Origin of the sequence: Effusibacillus consociatus (genome assembly GCF_042652925.1) — a bacterium.
GTDB classification, from domain to species: domain Bacteria; phylum Bacillota; class Bacilli; order Tumebacillales; family Effusibacillaceae; genus Effusibacillus; species Effusibacillus consociatus.
Window position 1 is genome coordinate 1 of the sequence record NZ_JBHSHC010000052.1, and the last position, 25028, is coordinate 25028.

At 48.4% G+C, this 25028-nt stretch carries 32 protein-coding genes; 28 read left to right on the forward strand and 4 right to left on the reverse strand.

Annotated elements, in window-relative coordinates:
* The first annotated feature begins 92 nt into the window (after positions 1 to 92).
* From ACFO8Q_RS07510 to ACFO8Q_RS07555, 10 genes are all read left to right on the forward strand, one after another.
* Entirely contained in the window at positions 93 to 605 is a 513-nt protein-coding gene (locus ACFO8Q_RS07510) for an ABC transporter permease (RefSeq protein WP_380025145.1), read from the forward strand.
* Positions 606 to 615: 10 nt separating this feature from the next.
* Positions 616 to 1008 carry a hypothetical protein gene (locus ACFO8Q_RS07515; protein WP_380025146.1) on the forward strand — a complete coding sequence of 131 codons (393 nt, stop codon included), beginning with the start codon at positions 616 to 618 and terminating at the stop codon, positions 1006 to 1008.
* Positions 1009 to 1120: 112 nt separating this feature from the next.
* Positions 1121 to 2776, forward strand: a complete 1656-nt coding sequence (locus ACFO8Q_RS07520) for an acyl-CoA mutase large subunit family protein (protein ID WP_380025147.1) — start codon at positions 1121 to 1123, stop codon at positions 2774 to 2776.
* Between the two features lie 79 nt (positions 2777 to 2855).
* Positions 2856 to 3263: a cobalamin B12-binding domain-containing protein gene (locus ACFO8Q_RS07525; RefSeq protein ID WP_380025148.1), complete on the forward strand. Its 408-nt coding sequence runs from the start codon at positions 2856 to 2858 to the stop codon at positions 3261 to 3263.
* On the forward strand, positions 3260 to 3670 hold the full coding sequence (gene mce / locus ACFO8Q_RS07530; protein ID WP_380025150.1) for a methylmalonyl-CoA epimerase: 411 nt from the start codon (positions 3260 to 3262) through the stop codon (positions 3668 to 3670). The genes ACFO8Q_RS07525 and mce overlap by 4 nt, the downstream gene beginning before the upstream one ends.
* 27 nt (positions 3671 to 3697) lie before the next feature.
* The gene (locus tag ACFO8Q_RS07535) at positions 3698 to 5245 is read left to right on the forward strand and encodes an acyl-CoA carboxylase subunit beta (RefSeq protein WP_380025152.1); all 1548 of its coding nucleotides are present in this window, start codon (positions 3698 to 3700) and stop codon (positions 5243 to 5245) included.
* A gap of 11 nt (positions 5246 to 5256) precedes the next feature.
* Positions 5257 to 5556, forward strand: coding sequence for a hypothetical protein (locus ACFO8Q_RS07540; RefSeq protein ID WP_380025154.1), 300 nt, complete (start codon positions 5257 to 5259; stop codon positions 5554 to 5556).
* Positions 5550 to 6668, forward strand: coding sequence for a M20/M25/M40 family metallo-hydrolase (locus tag ACFO8Q_RS07545; RefSeq protein ID WP_380025155.1), 1119 nt, complete (start codon positions 5550 to 5552; stop codon positions 6666 to 6668). Before ACFO8Q_RS07540 ends, ACFO8Q_RS07545 begins: the two co-directional genes overlap by 7 nt.
* A 235-nt stretch (positions 6669 to 6903) precedes the next feature.
* Positions 6904 to 7068, forward strand: a complete 165-nt coding sequence (locus tag ACFO8Q_RS07550) for a hypothetical protein (RefSeq protein ID WP_380025156.1) — start codon at positions 6904 to 6906, stop codon at positions 7066 to 7068.
* Between the two features lie 148 nt (positions 7069 to 7216).
* Positions 7217 to 7459, forward strand: a complete 243-nt coding sequence (locus tag ACFO8Q_RS07555) for a hypothetical protein (RefSeq protein WP_380025158.1) — start codon at positions 7217 to 7219, stop codon at positions 7457 to 7459.
* Between the two features lie 471 nt (positions 7460 to 7930).
* Here ACFO8Q_RS07555 and ACFO8Q_RS07560 read toward each other — a convergent pair whose 3' ends face one another.
* Complete coding sequence (locus tag ACFO8Q_RS07560) at positions 7931 to 8254, reverse strand: hypothetical protein (RefSeq protein ID WP_380025160.1); 324 nt, start codon at positions 8252 to 8254, stop codon at positions 7931 to 7933.
* A 72-nt stretch (positions 8255 to 8326) separates the two neighbouring features.
* On the opposite strand from ACFO8Q_RS07560, the gene ACFO8Q_RS07565 reads away from it, so the two are divergent.
* The 9 genes from ACFO8Q_RS07565 to fur all read left to right on the forward strand — a co-directional run bounded on the left by ACFO8Q_RS07565 (position 8327) and on the right by fur (position 16121).
* Positions 8327 to 8818, forward strand: coding sequence for a hypothetical protein (locus tag ACFO8Q_RS07565; protein WP_380025161.1), 492 nt, complete (start codon positions 8327 to 8329; stop codon positions 8816 to 8818).
* Between the two features lie 92 nt (positions 8819 to 8910).
* Positions 8911 to 10095: a M20/M25/M40 family metallo-hydrolase gene (locus ACFO8Q_RS07570; protein ID WP_380025162.1), complete on the forward strand. Its 1185-nt coding sequence runs from the start codon at positions 8911 to 8913 to the stop codon at positions 10093 to 10095.
* Positions 10092 to 11228: a DUF3866 family protein gene (locus ACFO8Q_RS07575; RefSeq protein WP_380025163.1), complete on the forward strand. Its 1137-nt coding sequence runs from the start codon at positions 10092 to 10094 to the stop codon at positions 11226 to 11228. Before ACFO8Q_RS07570 ends, ACFO8Q_RS07575 begins: the two co-directional genes overlap by 4 nt.
* 271 nt (positions 11229 to 11499) lie before the next feature.
* Positions 11500 to 12057 (forward strand): NUDIX domain-containing protein, encoded by a 558-nt coding sequence (locus ACFO8Q_RS07580; protein WP_380025164.1) that lies wholly within the window; start codon positions 11500 to 11502, stop codon positions 12055 to 12057.
* Positions 12054 to 13226 carry an endonuclease Q family protein gene (locus tag ACFO8Q_RS07585; protein WP_380025165.1) on the forward strand — a complete coding sequence of 391 codons (1173 nt, stop codon included), beginning with the start codon at positions 12054 to 12056 and terminating at the stop codon, positions 13224 to 13226. Before ACFO8Q_RS07580 ends, ACFO8Q_RS07585 begins: the two co-directional genes overlap by 4 nt.
* Positions 13227 to 13350: 124 nt before the next feature.
* Complete coding sequence (gene serC, locus ACFO8Q_RS07590) at positions 13351 to 14448, forward strand: 3-phosphoserine/phosphohydroxythreonine transaminase (RefSeq protein WP_380025166.1); 1098 nt, start codon at positions 13351 to 13353, stop codon at positions 14446 to 14448.
* 110 nt (positions 14449 to 14558) lie between these two features.
* Positions 14559 to 15188 carry a stage II sporulation protein M gene (spoIIM, locus tag ACFO8Q_RS07595; RefSeq protein WP_380025167.1) on the forward strand — a complete coding sequence of 210 codons (630 nt, stop codon included), beginning with the start codon at positions 14559 to 14561 and terminating at the stop codon, positions 15186 to 15188.
* Positions 15189 to 15252: 64 nt separating this feature from the next.
* A complete protein-coding gene (locus ACFO8Q_RS07600; protein ID WP_380025168.1) occupies positions 15253 to 15582 on the forward strand; it encodes an RNHCP domain-containing protein in 330 nt (109 codons plus the stop codon).
* A gap of 98 nt (positions 15583 to 15680) precedes the next feature.
* Positions 15681 to 16121: a ferric iron uptake transcriptional regulator gene (fur, locus tag ACFO8Q_RS07605; protein ID WP_380025169.1), complete on the forward strand. Its 441-nt coding sequence runs from the start codon at positions 15681 to 15683 to the stop codon at positions 16119 to 16121.
* Between the two features lie 96 nt (positions 16122 to 16217).
* Here the strand turns inward: fur and ACFO8Q_RS07610 are convergent, their stop codons facing one another.
* Complete coding sequence (locus tag ACFO8Q_RS07610) at positions 16218 to 16367, reverse strand: hypothetical protein (protein ID WP_380025170.1); 150 nt, start codon at positions 16365 to 16367, stop codon at positions 16218 to 16220.
* Between the two features lie 66 nt (positions 16368 to 16433).
* Here ACFO8Q_RS07610 and ACFO8Q_RS07615 point away from each other — a divergent pair, with 66 nt between their 5' ends.
* The 8 genes from ACFO8Q_RS07615 (at position 16434) to ACFO8Q_RS07650 (ending at position 23747) form a co-directional block, all read left to right on the forward strand.
* The gene (locus tag ACFO8Q_RS07615; RefSeq protein ID WP_380025171.1) at positions 16434 to 16679 is read left to right on the forward strand and encodes a DUF4227 family protein; all 246 of its coding nucleotides are present in this window, start codon (positions 16434 to 16436) and stop codon (positions 16677 to 16679) included.
* A gap of 87 nt (positions 16680 to 16766) precedes the next feature.
* Positions 16767 to 17654 carry a site-specific tyrosine recombinase XerD gene (gene xerD / locus ACFO8Q_RS07620; protein ID WP_380025172.1) on the forward strand — a complete coding sequence of 296 codons (888 nt, stop codon included), beginning with the start codon at positions 16767 to 16769 and terminating at the stop codon, positions 17652 to 17654.
* A 74-nt stretch (positions 17655 to 17728) separates the two neighbouring features.
* A complete protein-coding gene (locus ACFO8Q_RS07625) occupies positions 17729 to 17878 on the forward strand; it encodes a hypothetical protein (protein ID WP_380025173.1) in 150 nt (49 codons plus the stop codon).
* A 100-nt stretch (positions 17879 to 17978) separates the two neighbouring features.
* Complete coding sequence (locus tag ACFO8Q_RS07630) at positions 17979 to 19337, forward strand: MFS transporter (RefSeq protein WP_380025174.1); 1359 nt, start codon at positions 17979 to 17981, stop codon at positions 19335 to 19337.
* A 236-nt stretch (positions 19338 to 19573) separates the two neighbouring features.
* Positions 19574 to 20749: a phosphopentomutase gene (locus ACFO8Q_RS07635; RefSeq protein ID WP_380025175.1), complete on the forward strand. Its 1176-nt coding sequence runs from the start codon at positions 19574 to 19576 to the stop codon at positions 20747 to 20749.
* Positions 20750 to 20760: 11 nt separating this feature from the next.
* The gene (locus ACFO8Q_RS07640; RefSeq protein WP_380025176.1) at positions 20761 to 21582 is read left to right on the forward strand and encodes a purine-nucleoside phosphorylase; all 822 of its coding nucleotides are present in this window, start codon (positions 20761 to 20763) and stop codon (positions 21580 to 21582) included.
* 15 nt (positions 21583 to 21597) lie between these two features.
* Complete coding sequence (locus ACFO8Q_RS07645) at positions 21598 to 22422, forward strand: purine-nucleoside phosphorylase (protein ID WP_380025177.1); 825 nt, start codon at positions 21598 to 21600, stop codon at positions 22420 to 22422.
* Positions 22422 to 23747 (forward strand): pyrimidine-nucleoside phosphorylase, encoded by a 1326-nt coding sequence (locus tag ACFO8Q_RS07650; RefSeq protein ID WP_380025178.1) that lies wholly within the window; start codon positions 22422 to 22424, stop codon positions 23745 to 23747. Before ACFO8Q_RS07645 ends, ACFO8Q_RS07650 begins: the two co-directional genes overlap by 1 nt.
* Positions 23748 to 23806: 59 nt before the next feature.
* Here the strand turns inward: ACFO8Q_RS07650 and ACFO8Q_RS07655 are convergent, their stop codons facing one another.
* On the reverse strand, positions 23807 to 24505 hold the full coding sequence (locus ACFO8Q_RS07655; RefSeq protein WP_380025250.1) for an ABC transporter permease: 699 nt from the start codon (positions 24503 to 24505) through the stop codon (positions 23807 to 23809).
* Positions 24454 to 24747, reverse strand: a complete 294-nt coding sequence (locus ACFO8Q_RS07660; protein ID WP_380025251.1) for an ATP-binding cassette domain-containing protein — start codon at positions 24745 to 24747, stop codon at positions 24454 to 24456. Before ACFO8Q_RS07660 ends, ACFO8Q_RS07655 begins: the two co-directional genes overlap by 52 nt.
* On the opposite strand from ACFO8Q_RS07660, the gene ACFO8Q_RS07665 reads away from it, so the two are divergent.
* Entirely contained in the window at positions 24643 to 25014 is a 372-nt protein-coding gene (locus ACFO8Q_RS07665) for a hypothetical protein (RefSeq protein ID WP_380025259.1), read from the forward strand. The genes ACFO8Q_RS07660 and ACFO8Q_RS07665 overlap by 105 nt on opposite strands.
* Positions 25015 to 25028 lie beyond the last annotated feature (14 nt).

Genomic DNA, 25028 nt, shown 5'->3' on the forward strand with positions numbered 1-25028 from the left:
GGTGAAACAATAAATGGCCCTAGTCAAGAGACTAGAGCCTGTAAGGAAATTTTAATTCCGAGAGTCTTAGCTATCACAAAGGGGGTGGGATCATGAACCGGCTGTTGACCGTTTTTTCAAATCCGGTGTTAGTAAAAGAGTTTCGTCAACGATGGAGAACTCCGAAAACGCCTCTGATTATCACTTTGTATTTGCTGATTATGAGCGGTTTTATATTCTTCGTCATGTACGAAGAGTTTTATCGTGACGGATATATTCAGCTTGGACAGACCAAAAGTTTAATTATGGCCCTATCGGCTCTGCAAATGGGATTAATTGCTTTTGTGGCACCGGGATTAAGCTGGCACAGTGAGCGGGGAACGGGAAGGCAGACACTGAATATTCTGCTGACAACCCAGCTCTCTCCGACCTCCATAGTGGTCAGCAAATTGATGACTTCCGTTGCTTTTATCGTTTTGCTTATCGTTTCCACCATGCCCTTTATATGCAATGGTGCTGCTGTACGGCGGTGTATCTCCTCTCCAACTGCTGGGTGCATTTGGTTTTTTCATTCTTACTGTTTTAATCTGCGGCTCATTCGGAGTGCTATGCTCCGTTTGGTTTAAGAGAACCAGTGTGAGTACCGTTATATCCTATGGCAGTGTATTTGGCTTTCTGGCAGCTCCGCCTTTTGTTTCCCAAGTTTTTCAAAGCTATTTTTGGAACGGTTCCCGTTTTCCCAACCATCCTTTCTTGGATAACAATCCTTATATTAATAGTGTCCCTGTGATTGCCGAAGGAATGAGCCCGTTTTTAATGCTGGTGCGATTATTCGAGGATCGGGGCATTTATACAACGCACACGTCAGTAGAACTTTGGATTACCAATCCCTGGCCAATTTTCTTCACGGTGATTCCTTTACTAATCCTGCTGTTTATCGCTCTCAGTGTGTATTTGCTGCATCCGGTACGGCCCAAGCCAAAATGGTGGAAACAAATCCAACTGAAAAGAAGAAGTGTGGAGGGCTAAATAGGCCCTCTTTTTTATGGTGGGACATGTAACTGAACACTCGGTATGTTATAATGGTTTCAAAAAACGGACACAATCGAACCAAAATTCGTAACAGGCAGGAGGGGGCTCTGTGTCAGAGTTTCAGGAGAAACTGGCGGCTTGGCAAGAAAAAGTAAAGAAAGCGGTTACAAAATTTCCGGAGCGAAAAGAACGTTTTGCCACTTCAAGCGACATTGAGGTACAGCGTCTTTATACGCCAAAAGGGCAGGAACAGCAAGAATACTTGGAAAAGCTGGGATTTCCGGGCGAATATCCGTATACACGGGGCATTCAACCGACCATGTATCGCGGCCGTTACTGGACCATGCGCCAGTATGCGGGATTCGGTTCGGCAGAAGAAACAAACGAGCGGTTCCGTTATCTGCTCAAACAAGGTCAGACCGGTTTGTCCACCGCATTCGACCTGCCGACTCAGATTGGGTATGACGCGGATGATTCAATGGCTCGCGGCGAAGTCGGAAAAGTGGGGGTCTCCATCTCCTCCTTGCAGGATATGGAAACTTTGTTCAAGGGGATTCCGCTTGATAAAGTAAGTACGTCGATGACAATCAATGCACCCGCTTCCGTATTGTTGGCGATGTATATTGCAGTTGGGGAAAAGCAGGGTGTTTCTTCCGATAAACTTACAGGTACCATTCAGAACGATATTTTGAAAGAGTACGTGGCGCGAGGAACCTATATTTACCCGCCCAAGCCTTCCATGCGGCTGATTACAAACATATTCGAGTACTGCGCTGACAAAGTTCCGAACTGGAATACAATCTCGATCTCCGGGTATCACATTCGGGAAGCCGGTTCCACAGCAGTACAGGAAGTGGCTTTTACGCTGTCAAATGCAATTGCCTATGTACAGGCAGCCATAGATGCAGGGCTTCCGGTTGACAAATTTGCACCGCGACTCTCTTTTTTCTTTAACGCACATAATAATTTCTTTGAAGAGATTGCGAAATTCCGGGCGGCAAGACGGATTTGGGCGAAAATCATCCGCAACCGCTTCAAGGCGGAAGATCCGAAGTCCTGGCAGCTCCGGTTTCATACGCAAACAGGCGGTTCTACGCTAACGGCGCAACAACCTGACAATAATATTGTACGGGTAACGATCCAAGCGCTTTCGGCAGTTTTAGGAGGTACCCAAAGCTTGCATACCAACTCGCGGGATGAGGCGTTGGCACTTCCAACAGAGGATTCTGCCCGAATTGCTTTGCGAACCCAACAAATCATTGCATATGAGAGTGGCGTGGCAGATACGGCAGATCCACTTGGAGGATCTTATTATATCGAATCGTTAACCGATGAAATTGAGAAACGTGTCTGGGAATATATTGAAAAAATCGATGAAATGGGCGGCGCGGTGGCAGCAATCGAGCAGGGCTATATGCAGCGCGAAATCCAAAATTCGTCCTATCAGACTCAAATGGCAATCGAGTCAGGCAAAGAAACCGTGGTTGGCATGAATAAGTTTAAATTGGAAAATGAACCCCAGCCGGAACTTCTTCGAGTCAATCCGGAATTAGGGCGGATCCAGGCAGAGCGTTTGGCGAAGCTTCGGTCGGAACGCAACAATGAGGAAGTACAAAAACGTCTGCAGGCATTGAAGCAGGCCGCAGAAGGACAGGATAATCTGATGCCTTATATCCTGGATGCGGTGAGAGCGTATGCAACAACGGGCGAAATCTGTAATGTGATGCGATCCGTATTTGGAGAATATCGACCATCTTTATTCTAAAATTTTTCGGGGTGTTTCACCGACTGAATGCTCGTTCAGAATGCGGAGAATTTCCGCTTTGAAAAAGGGGAGAATTCAAATGGAACATAAGATTCGAGTGCTGGTGGCAAAACCGGGACTTGACGGGCACGACCGCGGCGCTTTAGTGATTGCCCAGGGGCTGCGTGATGCGGGGATGGAAGTGATTTATACCGGCTTGCGGCAGACGCCTGAACAGATTGTGGCTGCTGCCATCCAGGAAGATGTGGACTGCATCGGGTTGTCATCGCTCTCGGGTGCCCATATGGAATTGTTTCCGGAGGTTGTACGTCTGTTAAAGGCCGAGGGGATTGAGGATATTTTGGTGATCGGTGGCGGAGTGATCCCGGATGAAGATATTCCGGGACTGCTGCAGGCGGGGATCGCAGCAATCTTTACACCGGGGACTCCGATTCAGGAAACGGCCGATTTTATCCGAAAGAATGTGAAGCGGGGTTCTGCCTCATGACAGCACCTTTAAAAATTGACCATCTCGGAATCGCTGTCGACAGCATAGAACGGACACTCCCTCTATACGAGGGGCCAATCGGTCTCCGCATCGTGCATGAAGAAATTATTGAGGACCAAAAGGTGCGGGCTGTGTTTTTGCAGGTCGGCGAGAGTACGGTAGAGCTGCTGGAACCGACAGCACCGGATAGTCCAATTGCTGTTTTTCTTCAGAAAAAAGGGCTCGGCATTCATCACGTGGCTTATGCTGTAGATGATATCGAGGCAAAGCTTGCGGAAGCGAAAGCGGCCGGGATTCGATTGATTGACGAGAAACCGCGTCCGGGCGGGCATGGAAAACTAATCGCTTTTCTGCACCCGAAGGATACATTCGGTGTGTTGACTGAGTACTGCCAGCGTATTGAATAGTTGTTTATCAGAGTTTATTTGGAGGTCATGCGAGTGGAAAGCAAAATCAGAGACATGCAAGAACGGCGCCGAAAAGTTGAGCTGGGCGGCGGGGACAGGCGAATCGCTCAACAGCATGACAAAGGAAAGCTGACTGCAAGAGAACGGATTGAGATTCTTCTGGATGAAGGAACCTTTCGGGAGCTGAACCCGTTTATCGAGCATCGGGCTTCCCATTTCGGCATGGATGAAGTGGAAGCACCCGGTGAAGGTGTTGTAACCGGTTGGGGGAAGATCAATGGCCGGCTTGTTTATGTATTTGCCCAGGATTTCACCGTATTCGGCGGCGCTCTGGGCGAGATGCACGCAAAGAAAATTGCAACCATTATGGATTTGGCTGCAAAGAACGGCGCCCCCATCATTGGGCTGAATGACTCGGGCGGTGCAAGGATACAGGAAGGTGTAATCTCACTCGATGGGTACGGGCATATTTTCTATCGAAATGCGATCTATTCGGGGGTAGTTCCGCAAATTTCCGTGATCATGGGTCCTTGTGCAGGGGGCGCGGTGTATTCGCCTGCGATTACCGATTTCATCTTTATGGTGGAGAAAACTTCGCAAATGTTTATTACGGGTCCCAAGGTCATCGAAACGGTGACGGGCGAGAAAATTTCGTCGGAGGACTTGGGCGGGGCGAAAGTACAGTCCAGCGTATCAGGTGTGGCCCATTTTACCGGGGCGTCTGAAGAGGATGTTTTGAATGAAGTTCGCCGTCTGCTGTCATTCCTGCCGGAGAACAATATGGAGGATCCGCCGAGAGTGGCACCACCTGAAGATGACGGATGGATCGAAGATTTGCTGGAAGCGGTCCCGGTTGATGGAACCAAGGTGTATGATGTACGGGATGTCATTCATCTGATCGTTGATGACGGGGATTTTATGGAGGTACAAGCCACGTTCGCAAAAAATGCGGTGGTAGGATTTGCCCGGATTGACGGTCAGTCAGTTGGCATTATTGCGAACCAGCCGAAATATATGGCGGGCGGTTTAGACATTGATTCCTCCGATAAAATTGCACGTTTCATTCGTTTCTGCGATGCGTTCAATATCCCGCTGATTACATTTGAGGACGTTACCGGCTTTATTCCCGGCGTTAAGCAGGAGCATGGCGGAATTATCCGTCACGGGGCGAAGATCCTCTATGCGTATTCGGAAGCAACGGTCCCGAAGATCACGGTCATTCTTCGCAAGGCGTACGGCGGAGCTTACGTGGCAATGAACTCGAAGGCAATCGGTGCCGATCTGGTTTACGCGTGGCCTACCGGTGAAGTCGCAGTCATGGGGCCGGAAGGAGCAGCCAATATTATCTTTGCAAAAGAAATAGCCGAAAGTGAAGACCCGGTTGCCACACGAGCAGCTAAAATTGCCGAGTACAAAGAAAAATTTGCGAATCCGTACGTGGCGGCTGCAGCCGGCATGATCGATGATGTGATTGATCCTAGGGAGACGCGCTTAAAATTGAAAGAGGCGCTTGAGCTGTTACGCAACAAGAGGGATACAAGACCGCCTAAAAAGCATGGAAACATACCGCTATAGGAGGAAAAACCGTGGCACTTCGAGAAGATGAAGCAATGAATGTAGAAGAGGTCCAGGAATTGGACGAAGGTTCGATCTTTGCAGATTGGTTTTGGCGACCTTTAAAGCGCCATGAAACCAAGTTCTTGGAATCAAGAGGAGAACGGACCGGTTGGCGGGAATCGGGACGCAGATTGCAGATCGCAGCCCGTGTATCTTCCCACCTTGACAGCAAACAGGCCCGGTTGGCCTATCTGTACGATCGGGAAGGCGAGCGGGGACACTCGTATCGGGAGGCTGCGAATCAAATGAAGGGGCGGACAAAATGGTAGCTGTAAATCGGGATCGGCTGATTCAGGAATTTATCGAATTGGTGCAAATCGACAGCCATTCGCGGGATGAGCGCCGAATGGCGGATACGTTGATTGCCAAGCTTAAGCCATACGGGTTTGAAATCCACGAGGATGACACCGGAGCAAAAGTGGGCGGAAACACAGGCAACCTGATTTGCCGTCTCCAAGGGGATCAAAGGAAACCGACAATCCTGTTTACCTGTCATATGGATACCGTACAGCCGGGAAAAGGAATCAAACCTCAGGTCTTGGAAGACCGGATTACCTCAGACGGCACAACGGTTCTTGGTGCCGATGACAAAGCAGGTGTTGCCGGGCTCCTGGAAATGGTTCGGGTTTTGGACGAACAGAAACTTCCGCACGGAAATCTGATTCTACTGTTTACCATGGGAGAAGAAATAGGGTTGTTAGGATCCCGGCATTTGAACGGCGACCTGATAAAAGACGCTGATTTTGGTTTCGCGTTCGACAGTAACGGATCTGTTGGACAGATCGTGACACAAGGCCCTTCCCAAGCAAAAGTCGAAGTCGTGATTCACGGACGAACCGCACATGCGGGTGTGAACCCGGAGGCGGGCATTTCCGCAATTAAGGTTGCAAGCACTGCAATTTCTCGCATGAAGCTTGGTCGTATCGATCAGGAAACAACAGCAAATATAGGGATGTTTAACGGTGGGGTTGCCACTAATATTGTACCCGAACGGGCTGAAATTGTGGCAGAAGCGCGCAGTTTGGCGCAAAGAAAGCTGGATGCCCAATTGGAACATATGAAGTCAACTTTCGAACAGACTGCACAAGAAGCAGGGGGACGGGCGGAAGTTGAGATTACCCGGATGTATCCCGCATTTCAATTCGAGGATGAGGATGAGGTTGTCCAGATTGCAAAACGTGCCGCGAAAGCGTTGGGCTTTGAACCGTCTACCGTTTCGTCCGGTGGTGGCAGCGATGCGAACGTACTGAACGGTCTGGGTGTCCCGACAGTGAATCTTGCAATCGGGTATGAAAAGATACATACGGTTGACGAATTTATCCGATTGGATGATCTTGAGCAGGCAGCCAGATTGATGGTTGCAATTACTCAGGAAATGTAACGGGATCATCAGGAAAAATCATAAGGAAAACTAAAATGGGTTTGGCGGACTCGTACGCATCGCGATTAACCGAATCAGACACTCACGAAGTCCCGTATACCAAACCCATGTTACTACTTTATGAATGATATTTCTCAACAATACCCTTTTTTGAGCGTCAGTACACGTTTGTACCTTTCCATTCTGTTGTCTATGGCATTTGTTATTGTAGAGAACGGTATGGGGAGGTCTTTTTATGGCAAAATCGGGTGAAATTCGCCAATTTAAATCCTATTCCGAATGTATGGAGAACTGTAAACGTTTTTGCGGCGGAGGCGCAAATTGCGAGAAAAAATGTCGTCAGTTTTGCGGTCAGTTGTTTCCGCAAGAAAAAAAATCGATGAAAAAGAAAAAAAAATAAACGCATTAAGTTATCAATCTACCTCCATCACAGGAGGTTTTTTATTTGGAACCCTGAAATTCCACTGATTTCTCAGTCTATTCATCTATTCAATTTTTACAAGGAACGAATAGTATAAAGCAACAATGAGGGAAAGGAGGAAAAAAGCATGTATGATGGTTTCAGCGGCTGGTGCGGTGGTTATTCGTTTGGTGGAATGACTGGAGCAGGCCGTTTCTTGTTGACACTTAGCCCCGGTACTCGAGTAACCTTGCAGTATGATGATCAACCCCCCGCATTCGGAGTTTTCCAAGGGTTCCAGGCCGGAACTGTATTGCTCACAAACTTCAATGGGTTCCCAGGACTCGTACGCATCGCGATTAACCGAATCAACGCAGTGAGTGTATTTTAACGCAACCCGATTTGAGCCAGACCGTTTCAATTTGAGCCCATAAGGGGACAGCCATCCTCTTATGGGCTTCTTTCAATCGTACGAAAGCGGGGAGATATGATGAGAAAAGTTTTTCCCAGGTTAAGGGCAATCGCAGAACAAGAACGTTCCGTTTCCTTTTTTCGAAGAGGCGTGAAAATGAATTTGTCACATTCAGACAGAATCGGGAAGACAACGGATCAATGGCATATTCAGCAAGAGGACCTGGTTTTGACATTTAACACCCTTGACGACGCTTTGCTCTGGATTGGATTCAGTACACACAGGTCTGAAATAGAAATCCTGGAACCATATCACGACGAAACTGATGAACTTCCGGAAATATAACCTGCAAGCTGCATGTCAGATTCAATGACAGCCGATGGACAGGCTGGTACTTTTAGCCCGTACCAATCGGCCTCGATTTTGTATATACTTAAAATAAGAAAAGCTTCACCAGCTGTTTGGATGGCCGTAACGGAAGGTGGGTGAGGGCAGTTCTTCTTGATGAATCTGCTGGTTTTGGTAGATCGTAAGACCCATGCTGTTGATTTCGTGTACACCGCGATTGAGTAATTCCGGAAATAGTTCCTCACTGCATTCGGTCAAGAATTGGTCTTTGGATTGATCGCTTGTCAAATATACCGAGCCATCGACAGTTGCAGTCCCTCGATTGTAGTGAACAAACAGATTTCCGATCTGTCCCTCATCGAGGAAAATTCCGAACTCTTCGAATTGTTCGCTGCCTGACATTGGTTTTACAATTACATTACTCATAAAAAACCTCCTTTCTCGCTTATTAATCAGTATGACCCGAACCACCAATTCCATGAAAAGTAGGGATGCAACGTGAACATCCTCGCCCTGGATCCTGGACATTTGACTGGTTTAATGTACATTCGCTGGGAAGGGAGGAAAAGACCGGTTGTGGTCCTTGAACGCGGGTTTTTCCGGGAAAAGGAGCTTCGATTCGTACTTGATCGAATCTTCCGCCATAACCCGCCTGATCGAATTTTGATTGAAAGGACTCACGCGCATCCCGTAGAAGGTCGAACGATTCGCTGGATGGAAGACCGGAGAAACATTCCGTATACGATTCATCCTCATCTGATGCATGCCATTCTGTTTGGAAGGCTTCTGGGCAACCGGGATGAAGAAGGACAGCGTATACGCATGGATGTAGCGAAGGAGTATGGAATCCGTGGGGTACTTTCCTTGCATGAACTGGATGCCTTGCTATTGATTCATTTCTTTCTCTATGAGGCTGAAAAACGGCATGCTGACATTGAGGATCCCATGTGGTTTTATGACGTAATCCGCAAACAGCAGCAAAGCATATAAGATCTGAAAGAGGCTGAATCCTATACGATTCGGCCTCTGGCATTTTGTGCATACTATTCCTGATTGTGTTTATGACTAGGAGGAATATGCGGATGGCCGATGTGAACGAAAAACGGCTTGTGGATCGATTTCTGCAAATGGTGCAAATTGATTCTCCCTCGTCACACGAGCGGGAAATGGCTGACTATCTGAAGAAAGAGCTTGCATCATTGGGATTTGAGGTGGCAGAGGACGATGCAGGCCGAGACCTGCTTCAAACGCTGGGAGACATGAGAGGAGCGGAAACGATCCGTTTTGCCGGCAATTTGATTGCTCGAAAAAAGGGCACCGTCCAGGAGGCGTCCCCCGTTCTATTTGCCGCTCACATGGATACGGTGGTTTCGAATAAAGGGGTTAAGGCCAGTATTCAGGATGGAGTGATTCGTACCGATGGGAGGACGATTCTGGGGGCGGATGACAAAGCCGGAATTGCGGCGCTTCTGGAAGTCGCCCAAATCATACAGGAGAACCGATTGCCCCATGGAGATTTGGAATTTGTGTTTACAATTGCGGAGGAAACAGGGTTAAATGGTGCCCGGCTGTTGGACAAGAAGAATCTTCGGGCAAAATTCGGGTTTGTCATGGATTCCGGAGGCCCGCCGAATGTAGTGATCGGTGCCTCCCCAACTGAGATCGATTTTTCAATCAAGATTTACGGAAAAGCGGCACACTCCGGAGTGAATCCCGAAGATGGCGTCAGCGCCATTGCTGCTGCCGGGCACGGTCTGTCTAAGGTCCAAATGGGACGCATTGATGAAGAGACAACTGTTAATATCGGTGTAATAAAAGGCGGCGAGAAGACAAACATTGTTTGTGATTATGTGGAACTTTGGGGTGAGGTGCGAAGCCGCAACAAAGAAAAGCTCTCATGGGAGATTGCGAAGATCCAGACGGCGTTTGCAATGGCATGTGAAAAAGTGGGTGCCCGTTTTGAAATGGAAGAACAACAGATCTATTCGGGCTTTCAATTAACCGAGAGTGACGAGGTGGTGCAAATCGCATTTGAAGGTGCCCGCAAGGCCGGGATGAACCCTCAGCTAGCCCCGAGAGGCGGGGGAAGTGATACAAATATTTTTAATGCGGCAGGCATTCCTTGTGTGAATTTAGGGGTAGGGGCATCTAAAGACCATACCGTCGAAGAATCGGTTTCGGTAAAAGATTTGGTTCAGGCTTCCCAGTTGGTGCTGGGTATAGTGGAAACGGTTGTTGAACGTGCAGGCGCGGAGGTTCACAGATGATTCGCATTGAGCAGGGAGAAGTTCTTCGGATCATTTCGAAACGTTCCGGAATTCAGGAATTGGCAGTATTGGTGGGAGGCAACGAAGAGCGGGCGATCCAATATACGGATCTGTCCATCCCTGTTGTTCCCGGCGATTCGGTTTGGCTGAATACTACCGCTGTCCGTTTGGAATTAGGAACCGGAGGATACCATTTTGTACTGCCTTGTGAGGGTCACGAGAGCCCGGGTACCGGACATATTATGAAATTGCGCTATACGCCCGGACAAATCCGGGTACATAGCTGCGAGGAACCAAGTCATCCCGCATATGAATCAATTCGGGATAAGGATTCAGTTGAAAATATGATTGTGATTTCGGCAGAGCTTCATTCCATGCTTCCAGCAATCGCGGCAACTATTTCATTTGCTGCTGCGGGTGCTTCCCTAGGCTACCGGAAGCCACGGGTGGCTTATGTGATGACAGACGGTGGTGCATTACCGATTGCGTTTTCTCGAGCGGTGGCGGAATTGAAAGAAAAGGGATTAATCTGTGGTACGGTGACAGTCGGTCATGCGTATGGCGGAGATCTTGAAGCGGTGAATCTGTATTCCGGTCTTCTGGCCGCGAAGCATGTGCTGGAGGCAGATATTGCGATCGTGACGATGGGGCCGGGTATTGTGGGAACGGGAACTCGGTTCGGACATACAGGAATTGAACAGGGCCAGGTGGTGAACGCGGTTGCAAGCCTCGGCGGCTATTCGATTGCTTGTCCGCGCATCTCTTTTACGGACTCCCGTAGGAGGCACCAGGGGATCAGCCATCATTCACTAACCGCGTTAGGACGAGTAGCTCTGGCAAAAGCCGTTGTCCCCATTCCGGTGCTCGCCCGCGACCAAATGGAAACGATCAGGAAGCAGCTTTGGGAACATGACCTTGTCTCGAAACATACGATCAAAATCCGAGACGGTTCGATCATCAACCAGGCATCCGCCTGTTATGATTTGAAGCTATCAACAATGGGGCGAACTCTTCCAGAAGAACAGCCTTTTTTTAAGGCTGCGGCTGCCGCGGGAATCCTTGCAGCAGAATTCATTAATTCCGGTTTCGAGACTGGGGGCGACACTGCATTTCCAGATATGCTTGCAACGTAACTTTGCTGTCGGAGAATTTACGCAGGGCAGCCCGAACTTGCCACGCCTTGCCGACAATACGCAGACTGGAAGCAGTCAGATAGGTTTTCACACGGGTCACTCCTAAAGATCTCCCATCAAAGTGACGTGAAGCTCTGCTGCTTATTCCGAGTACTTTGATGGGGACCCAAGTTAAAATAACTTAAGAATTCATAGCGTTTTTTGATAGTTGTGTGTTACTACTGTATTCAGAGATTGGACAAGTATTCCCGTATGGAGAGGGGCGTTATGCATGGACGATAAGCATTTGCAAGAACCCACGGTTTCCACCAAAAAGATTTTTGAAGGCAAAATCATTTCGCTTCAAATCGATACCGTTACATTACCGAACGGAAAACAAGCGACACGCGAGATCGTCCGCCACCCGGGGGCGGTTGCCATTCTTGCAATTACAAACGAAAACCGGGTGATTCTGGTACGGCAATTTCGTAAAGCTTGTGGCCGGTCACTCGTCGAAATTCCGGCAGGCAAACTAGAGCCGGGCGAGGATCCGGCAGAGTGTGCGAAACGGGAACTGTTGGAAGAAACGGGGTATCGGGCGGAGAATTGGCGCCATTTGCACTCCATGTTCACATCGCCGGGATTTGCAGACGAACTGATTCATTTGTACGTGGCGACCGGATTAACCATGGGAGAGCAGCAGTTGGATGCGGATGAATTTCTTGATTTGATGAAGGCGGATCGGGCCGAAGTGGAACGGCTTCTCGCAACAGATGAGATTGCGGATGCGAAGACGATTACCGCCCTGTATTGGTGGATGAAAGAACTGGCCAAGGCGGGCAAAGAATGAATTCGTATTTTCTCGATTTACATATTCATATTGGCCGAACATTGGACAACCAAGCGGTAAAGATTACCGCCTCCCGGGATCTTCGTTTTTTTGAAATCGCAAAAGAAGCGGCTGAGCGGAAAGGGATCGATATTGTCGGGATTATAGACGCAGTGTCCCCGCCTGTGCTGCAGGAGATTCGGGATTTGATTGCAAGCGGCGACTTGGTATCGCTTCCAGGTGGGGGGCTTTCCTATCGGGAGAAAACCACCGTTTTGCTGGGAGCAGAGGTGGAAACCAGCGGCCCACACGGGGGGGCTGCCCATTTTGGCATATGGATGCCGGATGTGGAAACGATGCAGGAATTCTCAAACTGGTTAGCGGGAAGAGTAACCAATCCGGTTCTTTCCTCACAAAGGGCCCGCTGCACGTCGTGGGAACTGCAGGATATTGCGGCTGAGCTTGGTGGGATGTTTATTATCAACCATGCGTTTACACCTCATAAAAGTGTTTACGGGAACTGTGTGGAGAAGGCGAGCGAGATGCTAGACCTGAATAAGGTGACCGCACTTGAACTGGGCCTCTCAGCCGACTCGGATCTGGCGGATCTTTTTTCTGTACACGACGATTTAACTTACTTATCGAATTCGGATGCCCATTCGCTTGCCAAAATCGGCCGCGAGTACAATCGAATCGCAAGCCGGGGAACCAGCTTTTCGGATGTAAAAAAAGCTCTTCTGCGGCAAGAGGGGCATCGTGTACTTGCGAATTACGGGTTGGCTCCCCAATTGGGAAAATATCACCGCACGTACTGCCTGGACTGCAATGAAGTTGTCCAGGCTGATCCGCCCGCTTTCCTCTGTCCGATGTGCGGGGGAGGGCATGTTGTCCGGGGGGTCATCGATCGGATTTATGCAATTGCAGACCGTATCGAACCGAAACATCCGCCCCATCGGCCGGTCTATCAATACCAGATACCTTTAGAGTTCATCCCTGGTGTGGGGAAGAAAGTCATGGAACGGCTGCTGGCGGCTTTTCAAACGGAAATGAACATCTTGCATGAAGCGACTGTAGAGGAACTTGCAGAAGTAGTCGGAGATCGGATTGCAAAGGATATCATCAGTGCCAGAAACGGAACTTTAAAGGTGGAAGTAGGCGGGGGCGGGAGATACGGGAAAGTCGTTCAGTAAAAGTGATAGGACGGAAGACACAAAAATTTCAGTGGATGAGCCCAAAATGCATGTGCTATCATAGGAGTTATAATTTTTCTGATTTTTTATTCTGATTTTTGAGTGAAGAGAAGGGGAGAAGACCATGCTTAAGCAGGTACAACGCGCGTACAACTTTAACGCCGGCCCATCGGCGCTTCCGTTGCCAGTATTGCAGAAAGCCCAGGAAGAACTGGTCGATTTTCGCGGTTCCGGCATGTCTGTCATGGAACTCAGCCATCGCAGTGCGCTCTATGAAGAAGTTCATAACGAAGCCATTCGATTGCTGAAGGAACTGTATAAAATTCCGGAAGGGTATCATGTTCTCTTCCTGCAGGGCGGAGCCAGCCTGCAATTCAGCATGGTGCCCATGAATTTCCTGCAGGCGGGGAAATCAGCGGGATATGTCATGACTGGGGCTTGGTCGGAAAAAGCTTTTGCAGAAGCAAAGCTGATCGGTGAAGTTTTCGAAGCGGCAAGCACGAAACAAGAAAACTACAAACGGATTCCCCAGTTCGATGAACTGAACTACGACAAAGATATTTCTTACCTGCACATTACATCAAACAACACAATCTTCGGAACCCAGTGGTCGCAATTCCCGGACACGGGAGACGTTCCGTTGATCGCCGATATGTCCAGCGATATTCTTTGCAAACCGGTCGATGTTGAAAAATTTGCCTTGATCTATGCGGGAGCCCAGAAGAATCTCGGTCCTTCCGGTGTCACAGTTGTAATTCTGCGGCCTGATATGCTTGAGCGGGCTGCCAAAAATCTTCCAACCATGCTGCGCTACGACATTCATGTGAAAAACAATTCTCTCTACAATACGCCGCCCACATTCGGGATCTACATGCTGGGAGAAGTCTTGAAATGGGTGAAGGATCAGGGCGGAGTTGAAGGAATCGAGCAAAGAAATCGGGAAAAAGCCGCACTGATCTATGATGCGATTGATGCAAGCAATGACTTCTATCGCGGCCATGCGGAGAAAGACAGCCGTTCACTGATGAACATTACGTTCACATTGCAGTCTGATGAACTTGAAAAGAAGTTCTTGTCTGAGGCCAAAAAGGCCGGTTTTGTTGGCTTAAACGGTCACCGTTCGGTCGGCGGCTGCCGTGCTTCAACGTACAATGCCGTTCCGGTCGAAGCTTGTCAGGCATTGCGCGACTTCATGATTCAATTCCAAAAGGAAAACTCTTAAGGGAATAGGGGCTGTTCGGCCCCTTTTGCTATTCTTATAGATTCTGGTGATAACTTGTGCTTGTCCTGCATATAGTCGTAGGGATAGCAGGACAAGGAGGTTGCCCTTATATGGTTCGGAGTCTGAAAGTCGCTGCGGGACGTTATGTTCAAGAGCATTCCAAATTATTTGTTTATACCATTGTTCTATTCATTGTAGGAGTCTTATTTGGGGCAATTGTGGTAAATGCACTGGCGGACGGTCAAAAAGCGGATCTGTTCAACTACTTAAAAGGGTTTTTTGGATTGGTAAACGATCAGCGATTACCGGATTCAGCTTATGTAACGTGGCACTCAATCGCGACCAATCTAAAAATGCTGGGACTTATATGGATTTTGGGCCTTTCGATTATCGGCCTTCCTCTGATTGTGGTCCTGATGTTTCTTAAGGGCTTTACCATCGGTTTTACGGTCGGGTTTCTGGTCGATAACTTTGCGAGCAAAGGATTGCTATTTGCGATCTTGGCCGTTCTTCCTCAGAATTTACTGATCGTACCGTCCCTGATTATTGCAGGGGTTGCCGGGATTGCATTTTCTCTTATGCTTGTACGTTCCCGGTTTACGCAAAATATGCCGCTCTACCAGAAGTTCCTGTCGTACACGATCTTGATGTTGATCTTGGGTGTCTGTCTGGTGCTTGCGTCGTTTGTAGAAGGGTATGTCAGTCCGCTCTTAATGAAAATGATTACCCCTCATCTGTAGAAAGTGGAAATCGGCCCGCCTTCAGGCTATACTTGTCTTATTATCTGGCAGGAGACGAGTTGACATGAGCGAAACATCCAAATTCACCGTGCGAAATGAACCGTTCACTTGCATCTGGTGCGGGGTTGAGGTACAACCCCTTGCGGGAGGGTGCAGAAACCATTGTCCGGAATGTTTTTACTCCCTGCATCTGGACATCAATCCGGGCGATCGTGCTTCCGAATGTAAAGGGATTCTGGAACCGGTTGATGTGGAATCCCACAGTAAGAAAGGATATATGATCGTGCACCGCTGCAAAAAATGCGGCCAGATAACCCGCAACAAAGCAGCGCTGGAAGATCCTGTCCAACCGGACAGCCTGGACCGTTTGCTGGAACTGATGAGAAATGCCTAGGCGTTTGACACCCCTTTGTGCTTTTTCATATAATAGAGATAAGAAATTTAGCCAAGAGAAACTTCTACGCAGCAACTGTCTCAGGAGGGGTTCTTCGGATGCAAGAAAGACTTAACCAAATAAAGGAGCAGCTGCATTCGAAGTCATTTAAACTTACTCCGCAACGTGAAGCGACTTTGAAAGTCCTTCTGGAAAATGAAGAAGCCCATTTAAGTGCGGAAGAAATTTTTATGCTCGTCAAGCAAAAAGCTCCTGATATTGGCCTTGCTACCGTTTATCGAACATTGGATTTATTGAGTGACCTTAAGATTATCGAGAAATTGAACTTCGGCGACGGGATGGCCCGGTATGAATTCCGGTCGGAAGAGCATCCCCATCACCATCATCATTTGATTTGTTTGAAATGCAATCGATTCTATGAGATTGAGGATTTGCTGGACTCGTTGGAAGAAAAAGTCGAACGGGAACACAAATTCAAAGTGGTGGACCACCGCGTGAGTTTTCTCGGATACTGCGAAAACTGCCGTGAGGATTCATAAAAAATCGCCTTCGATAGTGAAATCGGGGCTTTTTTATAAATAAAAGGGAATTCCTTGATAAGTTAAGGAATTCCCTTTTATTTTTAACCGCTCCGACTACTTTTCCGCTTGAAAAGCCATCAACAGAACCGGGCTTCCGGCTTTTTGAGATAGCTCCTGTTCAAGCGCCTGCAATTCCCTCACTTGTTCTTCCGAAAGTTGGGCCGGAGGATACTTATCCATATATGTGTTCGGCTGTTCAGTCATTTTCACACCTCCTGGGAATATCATTTTTCTATCCGGTGCTTCATATGCATCTGTAGGGGGTGTTGTATGGTTATTTCATTGCGTAAACTTGCGAGATGGGTACAGATGGTGCTGCTGATCTGTCTTTTCTCGTTTGTGTTGTTTAAAATGATGGAGGTTGTGCATGTGTGGATTCAACCTACCGATAAATACCGTGAACCAAAAGGAGAATCACTAAAAGTCAACTCGGATTTCCATTTCGATCAATGGAGGGATGACTGGGCGGCTGAAGTTATCCACCGGCTAAAGGTTTTTTATTTCATCGGAGAATAATAGAAGAACGTACCAAGAACCCTCAGAAGGAAATCGCCCCTGGATGTAGAATTATACTATCGCAAGACAAGAAGGGGAGTTTAACCGATGGACAAGTTAATCGAGCGTTTTATTCACTACCTGGCCGTAGAACGGGGGCTCTCGCAAAATACACTGGAGTCTTACCAGAGGGACTTGATCGCATATACGGAATTTTTAAAGCACAGCGGTGTAGCGGATATCAACCAAACACGCCGCGCCAACATTATTGCCTATTTAGCCCAATTGCAAAAATTAGGCCGGGCCACCTCCACGATCTCCCGGAATTTGGCGAGCACCCGAGCTTTTTACAATTTTTTGCTGCGAGACGGGTTAATTGATGGTGATCCAACATCCAACCTGGAATCCCCCAAGATTGAAAAGCGTTTGCCGCAAGTTCTGTCCGTAAAGGATGTGGAGGCATTGCTTGATTCACCGGATCTGACAACAGGAACCGGCATCCGGGACAAAGCGATGCTGGAACTGCTTTACGCTTCGGGAATTCGGGTCACGGAATTAGTGTCTCTGAATGTTGAAGATATCAACCTAAACATGGGATTTTTAAAGTGTTACGGGAAAGGGGCAAAGGAGCGGATTATTCCCCTTGGGGCGATCGCGCTCAAAATGTTGAATGAGTATTTGAATCGTTCCCGAAACAAATTGGTTCGTGATCCGTCGGAGGTCTCCCTGTTTGTGAATCACCACGGACAGCGCCTGACCCGTCAGGGATTTTGGAAGATTATCAAGAAATACGCGAAGGCTGCCAATATTAAGAAAGAAATTACACCACACACTTTGCGTCATTCGTTTGCCACTCATTTATTGGAAAATGGGGCGGATCTGCGCTCCGTTCAAGAGATGCTGGGACATGCGGACATTTCGACTACCCAAATCTACACTCATATTACGAAGTCAAGGCTAAAGGAAGTGTATGCAAAAACACATCCGCGTGCTTAGCTTCCGTTCCGGTCATTTTTTTCCTCCTTGTATCGTATATTGTGAGGGACAGGGATTGGGGGAGGAGACGCGCAATGGGAGTGCTAGCTTTTTTGGCGGGGCTTGTGTTTGCTGCCACAATACTTGTTCTCCTGACAACTTTTAAACAGTTAGGGAACGAGGAGAGCCTTGGTCAAGCGCAGGAAGACGCTCGAAACGAGACGTATTCCGGGCCCATGGTATAAAGAAGCATTACCAACAAAACACACATTAAGGGGATACCTCAAGGGTACCCCTTTTTGCTTCATTTCGTGATGGAGTTCCATGAATTGGGGGAAACAACAAGTGTCGATAGAACTGACAACCAAGTCCTTAAAACAAGACAGGCAAGAGCTTGCAGATGAAAGCAGAGCAGTCTTTATTTGGAGTATCAGCGTATGGTTAACTGTGATGAACACCACGATGTTTAATGTGGCTTTGCCGAGTGTGCTGGTCGATTTCAGCCTTTCAAAGGCGGCAGCTTCCTGGATTGTATCGGGGTATTCGATTGCATTCGCGATTTCTACGATTACCTATAGCCGCTTATCTGATTTTATCCCCTTGCGGAGACTTATCAATATAGGGATCACTATTTTCGGAATTGCTTCGGTTATAGGATTTCTTGCGGGCAGCTATGAGTGGCTGCTGACTGCCCGCTTATTGCAAGCGGCTGGTGCAGGTGCGGTTCCGGCTCTTGGTATGGTGATGGCAAGCAGGTATATTCCGGTGACCAGAAGAGGCAAGGCGATGTCGATGATCGCATCCGCCGCTTCATTAGGATTCGGTTTAGGGCCGATCATTGGCGGTGTGATTACCGAGTACTTAGGATGGTCGTATTTATTCGTAGTGACCGGATTGATTTTACTGTTATTGCCTTTTTATCAAAATCTGTTTCCCGCAGAGAAAGCGCAAAAGGGAAGGTTTGATGCGGTTGGTGCAATTCTGACCGCAGTAGGTGTAACCTCACTCTTGTTGTTCTTGTCGACATTTTATTATTCCTTGCTGATTTTTGGCTTCGCGGTTCTCTGGAGCCTGCGGAAACATATCCAGCGTATGGAGAGGCCTTTTATTCAGCCTGAGCTGCTTCGAAACAGACCGTATGTAATGCTGCTGATTATCGGTTTTTCGGCATTCTTTACCCATTTTTCGTTGTTGTTTTTAATGCCCATTATGCTGCAGGAGCTATTCGGCAAGGATCCCAGCATCATTGGGATGATTATTTTTCCGGGAGCGATTCTTTCTGCTGCTGCGGCACAATGGATCGGCAGACTGATCGATCGTTTTGGCAATAAACAGATCATCCGATCGGGTCACTGTCTGTTGGGATTTTCTACGGTCGTATTTGCCGTTTTATCCGGCTTTTCACCTTACGTAACTCTCTTTGGTTATATTTTCACAAGTGTCGGTTTTTCGGCTTTAACATCCAGCCTCGCCAATGAAATTTCTCGAATTTTACCGGAAAAACAGATTGGTGCAGGTATGGGGATGGTCCAACTGATTCAATTTTTTGGCGGGGCGTTTGGAGTGGCAATTGTCGCATTCCTCATGTTGTGGCTGAAAGGGGTAAGCCCTGAAGCAGTCTATCGAAACCTGTATAGTGGGCTAACGGGTTTGCTGGTGGTGTCGTTCGTTATTTTTGCACTTTATTTGAGAAAACGAACCTAGCGACCGTTTTGAAATTTCGTTGCAAGATCGTATTCCACTCATTACAATTGTTTGGGTGCCCCTTTTTTCCCAATACGCAATTGCAGCATTTGCTGGAAGGGGAGACCGATTGGCCCGCCAATCCGGCAAATGCCTCCGCATTGCTTCTCATGCAGATGGAAGACATAAATTGGGCAGGATTTTACATATGGAAGAAAGAACAAGTTAAGCAAAATATAGATTGGGGTGAGATCTAATTGTCGAATCGTTTCAATCGAGTCATTCTGATTGTGCTGGACAGCTGCGGGATCGGGGAAATGACGGATGCCGCCGAATATGGGGATCTCGGATCCAACACGATCGCCAATATCGCAAAAGCTGTTGGCGGCTTGAATATTCCCACCCTGGCAAAAATGGGACTGGGACGCATTCATCCGATCCACGGGGTTCCTACTGAACCCGTTACCGGTGTGTACGGAAAAATGGCTGAGCAATCGGCCGGAAAAGATACAACGAACGGTCATTGGGAAATGGTCGGGGTCAGGCTGGAACATCCCCTTCCCACCTATCCTGAGGGGTTTCCGAGAGAAATAATGGAAGAGTTTGAACAAAAGATTGGCCGCAAAACGATCGGCAACAAACCTGCCTCCGGAACTGAAATCCTGAAGGAACTTGGCGATGAACACATGCGAACCGGATACCCGATTGTATATACGTCGGCAGACAGCGTGTTTCAAATTGCCGCCCATGAGGAAGTCATTCCTTTGGAAGAGCTCTACAAATATTGTGAGACAGCCCGCAAAATGCTGGTGGGACCGCACGGAGTAGGACGCGTCATCGCACGACCGTTCGTAGGGTCCAACGGTCAATACACTCGCACGGCCAACCGCCGGGATTATTCCCTCCTGTTTGGACGGACCGTCTTAAATGAGCTGCAGGATGCCGGCTACAATGTGATCGGAATCGGGAAGATTGAGGATATTTATGGAGGATCCGGGATCACGGGCGGCGAACATACGGAAGATAATATGGATGGCGTGGATAAGACACTCGCTTTCATGAAAGAGGTAAAGAGCGGGTTAATCTTTACGAACCTTGTGGATTTCGACGCAAAATACGGACACCGCAATGATCCGCAAGGATTTGCGAAAGCGATCGAGCAATTTGACGGACGGCTGCCCGAGATTCTGTCGGCCATGCGGGAGGATGACTTGTTAGTGCTCACCGCTGACCACGGGTGTGATCCGACGACTCCCGGCACCGACCACAGCCGGGAGTTTGTGCCGATTTTGTTATATTACTCCGGTTTGCAAACCGCAGTCGATATCGGAATACGTGATACATTTGCTGACTTGGGTGCGACAATCGCCGAGAATTTCGGGGTGCCGAATCCGGGGATTGGCACGAGCTTTTTTGACAGAATCAAGCGGTAGGAGGAGATTCAATGGCAGGGTTGCTGAAGAAAATCGAAGAAGCGGCTAAGGCGATTCAGGCAAAGATCAGGATCAAGCCGACAATCGGGTTGGTGCTTGGTTCAGGACTGGGCGTTTTGGCCGAAGAAGTGAAAGAAGCAGAGAAGGTTCCTTACGGAGAAATCCCCCATTTTCCAGTCTCAACTGTTGAGGGACATGCCGGTCGGTTTGTATTTGGAGAATTTGCCGGTCAAAAAGTGGCCGTCATGCAGGGGCGGTTTCATTTTTACGAAGGATATTCGCTGGAACAAGTAACTTTCCCAATTCGAGTAATGAAACAGCTTGGAATCAATACAATTCTTGTAACGAACGCAGCGGGAGGTATTAACCCGGATTGGGAAGCCGGGGATCTCATGCTGATCAAGGATCATATCAATTGTACCGGGCAGAACCCACTGATTGGACATAATGAACCGGATTTGGGCCCTCGTTTTCCCGATATGTCCAACGCGTATGACCGGGAGCTTCGGGCATTGGCAAAACAAGTGGCGGATCGTCAGGGAATTCGTCTCAGGGAAGGTGTCTATGCAGGACTGACCGGTCCAAGCTATGAAACGCCCGCTGAAATTCGGATGCTGCGAGGATTTGGCGGCGATGCGGTTGGAATGTCCACCGTGCCGGAAGTGATTGTGGCCAAACATATGGGAATGCGGGTTCTTGGGATCTCATGCATTTCCAATATGGCGGCCGGAATCCTTGATCAGCCGCTCAGCCACGATGAAGTGATGGAAACCGCGGAGAAGGTCAAAAATACTTTCAGCACCCTCGTGCGTGAGATTGTACGAGAACTTTAATGGGAGTGATCTCTTTTGTCATTTGTTCAAAAGATCCAGGAGACAGCGTCCTACATACGTTCCAGAACCGCTTTGGCCCCCCGTGTCGGATTAATACTCGGTTCAGGATTAGGCGTATTGGCAGACGAAATCCAGAATGCAACCGTAATCGATTTTGAGGAGATCCCCAATTTTCCGGTTTCCACAGTGGAAGGCCATGCGGGGAAACTTGTGATCGGGACGCTGGAAGGCTGTCCGGTGGTGGCGATGAAAGGGCGGTTTCATTTTTACGAAGGCTATTCGCAAAAAGAGATCACCTTCCCGGTGTATGTAATGAAGGAGCTTGGCTGTGACACATTGGTTGTGACCAATGCCTGCGGCGGCATGAACCGGAATTTCCAACCGGGTGACTTAATGCTGATCACAGACCACATTAATTTCACAGGCGGCAATCCGTTGATCGGTGCAAACGATCCGAGACTGGGTGCACGTTTCCCTGACATGTCCCAGGCATATAACAAAGAGCTTATTGCAACGGCCGAAAAAGTGGCTGAAAAGAACGGAATTCAGGTGCAAAAGGGTGTGTATGTAGCCATCTCAGGTCCAGCCTATTGCACCCCATCGGAATTGATTATGCTTCGAAACTTTGGGGCCGATGCGGTCGGCATGTCTACAGTACCGGAAGTGATTGCCGCCAATCATACCGGTTTGAAAGTACTTGGCATATCCTGCGTAACCGATCTGGCCATTGGAGAAGAATTGGAGCCTTTGACACACGAACAGGTGGTAGAAGTTGCAAACCGTACGCGTCCAAAATTTATTTCGCTTGTAAAAGGTTTTTTGTCCGAGGTGCGTAGCTGATGCGCATGTATGATCTAATCCGCAAAAAGCGGGACGGGGAAACGCTGACAAAAGAAGAGATCGAATTTATTATCCGGGGCTATACGGACGAATCGATTCCCGATTATCAGATGGCGGCGCTTGCGATGGCGATTTATTTTCGGGGGATGGATCCACGAGAAACGGCTGACCTCACACTGGCCATGGCTGCATCGGGGGACATGGTGAACTTGTCCGCTGTGGAAGGGGTTAAGGTTGATAAACATTCCACCGGCGGGGTGGGGGATACCACCACACTCGTGCTGGCTCCGCTTGTTGCCGCTGCGGGAGTTCCGGTTGCAAAAATGTCGGGTCGCGGTTTGGGACACACCGGTGGAACGATTGATAAACTGGAGTCAATTCCTGGATTCTCGGTCGAATTGACGGAAGAACAATTTGTAAATCATGTAAATATGATTAAAATTGCGTTGATCGGACAGACTGGGGACATCGCACCGGCTGATAAGAAACTGTACGCTTTGCGGGACGTAACCGCGACAGTCGATACCATCCCGTTAATCGCAAGCTCGATCATGAGCAAGAAATTGGCTGCCGGCGCCGATGCCATCGTGCTGGATGTGAAAACCGGAGAAGGTGCCTTCATGAAGACCCAAGAGGGCTCTTTCTCATTGGCGAAGGCGATGGTTGATATCGGAAACCAACTGGGACGCAAAACAGTCGCCGTTATTTCTGACATGAACCAACCTCTCGGATATGCGGTTGGAAACGCGTTGGAAGTCAAAGAGGCAATCGAAACGTTAAAGGGTGCGGGTCCGGCTGATTTGGAAGAACTTTGTCTGGAGCTGGGGTCTCAGATGCTGATTCTAGCAGGGAAAACGCCCACGGCCGATGAAGCGAAGAATCTGTTGAAGGAACTTATTCATGCAGGAGCGGGCTTGGAAACGTTTAAACGGTTCGTGGAAGCTCAAGGAGGAGATCCGACAGTCATCGACAATCCGGATCTGCTTCCGAAAGCGCAGATGCAGGTTTCTTTTCTTGCGGAGGAAGACGGATTCGTTTCGTATATTGACGCTGAGAAGGTCGGCACATCTGCAATGATGCTCGGAGCGGGCCGTGAACGCAAGGATTCGGTTATTGATTTGGCTGTCGGAATTGTGCTGAACAAAAAAGTCGGCGATCCGGTGAAAAAAGGAGAAGCATTGGCGGTTCTTCATGTGAATAACCAATCGAGACTTGAGGAAGTCAAGGCATTGCTTCGGGAGGCATTCGAAATCAGTCCAACCCCTGTTCCCAAGCCGCTTCTGGTGTGCGGAATCGTGACAGGGGAAAAAATCGACCGGTTTTAGTATGTAAACGGAAGTAGTAAAAGCCCTTATTGGAGTCCTTCCAAATAAGGGCTTCTTTTTTAAGCCAACACGTCACGCCGACGGAATAAAAGGTGTCCGATCCCGTACATCACAACCGACCAGGTGAACAACACCAACAAACTCTGAAACAGTGTGACCGAAATGCCAAACTGACGGGATAACTCGCCCGACCATGCGAGCGGCAGATTGAAGCAGATGGTGATCAATCCTTTCATCCATTCGTTTCCGCGACCGACATTCATCAGGACAATTCCAATGATGACCACCCCCATGGAAAGTCCGGTGCTGACAGCCGCAGAACGAACCAAAACGGAACAGAAGAATCCGAGCGTCCCCATAGCAATGGAGGCCAGAATGGTTAACAGCATGCCGCCAATTGCAAATTCCTGCATCGAGATCACAGAAACGTTTGTAACGTCAATTACAGGTGCCGTTTGCACAGTCCCGTTGAGCATCTTCTCAACATAATCGGTTTTCACCCCGACTGCGACAGGTTCCATAGAGAATTTCGAACCGAACAGCAGGAGGCATACGCCAGTCAAGACAGCAAAAAATAATGCATTCACAAAAGAGGTTGCGGTTACTGCAGTGACATATTTTCCAAACAAGATTTTTCCTCTGGAAACGGGTCTTGTCAGGAGCAGTTTGATCGTCCCGCCCGTTTGTTCCCCCGAGACGATATCCGTCACAAGCAATACGGAAAGAAGAGGCAGAAAGACTTGCGGTCCAATTTGCAGAAAATCTTTACTGGCCGACCACCCGTCGTTAGTGAAATAAGGGAGTTCCGAATCGACAAAACTTGCAAATTGATGTTGGAGTCTATATTCGGCCAATTTGATCTGCAATTCGTAATGTCCTTTGCAGCCCGCTGCTCATGATGGATGTCATGGCCGCAAATGGAGATCCTGCCGGCGGACGGTTTAGCAAGTCCGACAAGCATCCGAATGGTGGTTGTTTTGCCCGCCCCGTTGGGACCCAACAGACCAAAAATTTCTCCCTCCCGAATTTCAAAGGTGATATTGTCAACCAAGGTTTGTGCTCCAATACGTTTGCTGAGGTTTTCGACTTTCAAAACGGTATCCATTCTTCTCCTCCTGCTTTTACCAGTTTCAAACATATAGACGTCCGCAATGAAAAAAAGTCACTCCCCATCAAAACTTTTTATCGCTTCTTTGCTTTACCTATTCGACGCGAATTCGCATTAGCGCATGTTCTTGCGGGACTTTCGCAGTTTGAATACGCTTAAATTGTGAATATTTT